This window comes from Bowmanella yangjiangensis (assembly GCF_017255015.1).
Classification (GTDB): Bacteria; Pseudomonadota; Gammaproteobacteria; order Enterobacterales; family Alteromonadaceae; genus Bowmanella; species Bowmanella yangjiangensis.
The window spans coordinates 1-3,017 of the sequence record NZ_JAFKCS010000091.1 but is presented as its reverse complement, the minus strand read 5'-3'; the positions used below and the strand labels follow the sequence as shown (position 1 = coordinate 3,017).

At 57.8% G+C, this 3,017-nt stretch carries 4 protein-coding genes; 3 read left to right on the top strand and 1 reads right to left on the bottom strand.

Features of this window, described 5'->3' with window-relative positions; translation table 11 throughout:
• On the top strand, nt 1-954 hold a 954-nt coding region (locus tag J0A65_RS21945; RefSeq protein ID WP_206596453.1), incomplete at its 5' end, for a tyrosine-type recombinase/integrase.
• 76 nt (nt 955-1,030) lie between these two features.
• Here the strand turns inward: J0A65_RS21945 and J0A65_RS21940 are convergent.
• On the bottom strand, nt 1,031-1,789 hold the full coding sequence (locus J0A65_RS21940; RefSeq protein WP_206596452.1) for a hypothetical protein: 759 nt from the start codon (nt 1,787-1,789) through the stop codon (nt 1,031-1,033).
• Nucleotides 1,790-1,915: 126 nt separating this feature from the next.
• Here J0A65_RS21940 and J0A65_RS21935 point away from each other — a divergent pair, with 126 nt between their 5' ends.
• Nucleotides 1,916-2,134: a hypothetical protein gene (locus tag J0A65_RS21935; protein ID WP_017363018.1), complete on the top strand. Its 219-nt coding sequence runs from the start codon at nt 1,916-1,918 to the stop codon at nt 2,132-2,134.
• 5 nt (nt 2,135-2,139) lie between these two features.
• Nucleotides 2,140-2,931, top strand: coding sequence for a helix-turn-helix domain-containing protein (locus tag J0A65_RS21930; RefSeq protein ID WP_206596451.1), 792 nt, complete (start codon nt 2,140-2,142; stop codon nt 2,929-2,931).
• Nucleotides 2,932-3,017: the final 86 nt, after the last annotated feature.

The window sequence follows — 3,017 nt, the reverse complement described above, 5'->3', positions numbered from 1 at the left end:
GGCGTGTACATCCAGCGCAGCAGCTCCGAGCGCATGACCCTGGAGAAAGCTCTAGAGCGCTACCTGTCCGAGGTGACGCCCAGCAAGAAGCCCACTACGCGTAAAGCCGAAGCCACCAAGGCCAAGCAGCTGATCCAGCACCTGGGCAAGTACTCCATGGCCGCCCTCTCCGCTGAAGTCATCGCCAAATATCGCGACACAAGGCTCGGTACCCTGAGCAAGCGCGGCCTTCCCACCAGCAACAATACCGTGCGGCTTGAACTGGCCCTTCTCAGCCACCTTTTCACGGTAGCTATTCAGGAATGGGGCCTGGGCCTTACCTTCAACCCGGTGTTGAATATCCGCAAGCCGAGCCCTGGAGACGGTCGCGACCGCCGACTGTCCGCTAACGAAGAAAAGCGTCTGCTCGCTGCGGTGAACAACCACAGCAACCCCATGCTGGGCTGGATCGTCCGAGTCGCCTTGGAAACGGGCATGAGGTCGTCGGAGATAACCGGCCTACGTTGCCATCAGGTCGACCTGAAAAAGCGCGTGGTGCGACTCGCAGACACCAAGAACGACAGTGCTCGCACCGTTCTCCTTACCAAGCTGGCAACCGAAACATTCAGGGCCGCACTGGCGAACCCCGTTCGCCCCAAAGACTGCAATCTGGTGTTCTTCGGTGAACCGGGAAAGGACGGGAAACGTCGCCCCTATGCCTTCACCAAGACCTGGGGGCTGCTGAAGAAGAAGCTCGGGATGCCCGACTTGCGCTTCCACGATCTACGTCATGAGGCGGTCAGCCGCTTGGTCGAGGGAGGCCTCTCTGATCAGGAGGTCTCGGCCATCAGCGGCCACAAGTCGATGCAGATGCTTAAGCGCTACACGCACCTGCGCGCTGAAGACCTTGTCAGCAAGCTGGATAAGCTGGAGAGGAAAACGACCAGGCGCAGCAGGCAACAGGGTGACAACTGATCTGCTGGCATGCAGCCTGGATTTTTTCACCACGCTTACTAAGGGCTTTAACTGACCCAGCCTAGGTCACCAGCTCTCAGGCATCTTCGCTGTCTGGCTTGTAGAAAAGATCCCAGCTGCTCTGGTGCGTAACGCGAGGGTCTTGTCCTGGGATCGGAGTCAGTTTGAGGCCGAGGGACTTGCCCTCCTCCAACTGCCGCTCCCAGGGCCGGTCAGTGCCTAGCACCCGACCAAGATGCTCAGCACGAGACTCTTCTCGGCCCTCCCAAGCTCTGACAAGCTCCTGATACTCATCGCTGGTTGCCAGTCGATAAGCCACGTCAACTAGATCGCTTCCAACCCAATGCGCCAAGGGAAGCGTCCTCTCAACTGCCGCAAGGCGCGCTTCATCGCTCTCCAGATCGACCTCACCCTCTTCATACAGTCGCTTTGCCAGGGCAATGGCCTTACTGAAATACGCATCCGCACCAGGCTGCTCCGCATGAAGAAACTCAGGGAAGGTCAACGCCGTTAATGGCGCCACATGACCATTGGCCGCATCGGTCACGCCAGTAACCAGCCAGAACGCGTACTTCGGCCACAGGTGGGCAATCGACTCGATCATGGCTGAGGTCGGCTTCTGCTTGCGCGAGAACGCACTACGCCACCGGGCGGACGGAATGCCTGTGAGCTGGGAGAGCTTTTCCCAAAAGCCGCGACCAGCGTACGGCGGCTGACTCCACAGGCTGAGCAGCGCAGAGAATGGCCCTTCGTGCCCCTTCAGGCTCTCAAGGTCAGCCGGAGACATCTGCTCCTTCAGAATCAGAATGACGCGGTCTTCAATCGTGCTTGACATCGTAAGCCTTCGATCATAAAAAGGACTAAATGTCTAAAATATGGACATTTAGTATTTTTTAAGGACTCTTACGCCTTTTTCGCGTAATGAGCGCAGTGTATCGCAAGCCATACAAGGAGTCGCAAGATGACAGTCGAAGAAACCCTGCTGAACCGTTACGGAGGCTCTCCACTGCTTTCCCTCGAGCAGCTCGCAGAGGTGCTACATCGCAGCAAAAACGGCCTGAGGATCTCCCTGAGCGGCGACAACGAGCTGTCCGCGAAGCTACGCCCGTGCAAGGTCAAAATCGGCCGGCGGATCTATTTCAAAACCTCTGCAGTCGCTCGCGTCATCGAAGAAGCCTGACCGCTATGAGCATCAAAGCCATGAACTGGGCATGGGAGCAGCAGCTCCCGCCTGTGCCGAAGCTAGTTCTCATGGCGCTCGCTGATAACGCAGATGATCACGGCTACTGCTGGCCGAAGATGAAGACGATTGCAGCGAAGTGCAGCACTTCGGAGCGCACCGTCCAACGCACTATCAAAACCCTACTGGCTGCCGGTCTGCTGAAGAAGGACGCTCGATTCGATGCCAGCGGCCGGCAGGTTTCTAACGGCTACACACTCGCGTTGACCTACCCCGACAAATTGTCACCCCCGGCTGATGACATCGCCAGGGAGGGTGACACCACTGTCACCCCCGGGGTGACACAGCTATGTCAGGGGGAGGGTGACATAGCTATGTCACCCCTAGAACCACCATATGAACCCCCATATGAATCATCAGTAAGCCGCACGGCAAAACTGACGCGGCTGAGTGCTCTGGAGAGTCAACAGGTCGCCCTGCTGATCAGTTCCGCTCCGGCTGATCAGCAGCATGCGATCACCACCCAATTGTTGAACGCCTTGGCCAAGGGAGCCATCCGTAGCTCCCCATCACGCTGGTTGAAGGCTGTCATCAGCCGGACAGGAAGCCACATGCATCCACAGAATGCGCCAGAGCTGTCGGAAGCGGACTATGTGAAACGTCTGGTTCAAGGCGGAATATCGTCTGAGGACGCTCAGCGCATTGCTCAGAAGACCTTTAGTCGCCGTGGAGTCAGCCCCTCTGTGAAACGCTGGAGGAGCCGCCTCACCCACCAAACCACCCAGGACTGCGGCTGAAAGGACAGTTTGAAGCTGACGAGGTACGCCACCGCATTTCCCCATCGCGATCCGTCATGTGTGTCGGTAAACGCTGGCTGCATGAT

Coding starts and splice junctions, on each gene's coding strand:
- J0A65_RS21940 (WP_206596452.1), bottom strand. CDS start 1,789: ATGTCAAGCACGATTGAAGACCGCGTCATTCTGATTCTGAAGGAGCAG.
- J0A65_RS21935 (WP_017363018.1), top strand. CDS start 1,916: ATGACAGTCGAAGAAACCCTGCTGAACCGTTACGGAGGCTCTCCACTG.
- J0A65_RS21930 (WP_206596451.1), top strand. CDS start 2,140: ATGAGCATCAAAGCCATGAACTGGGCATGGGAGCAGCAGCTCCCGCCT.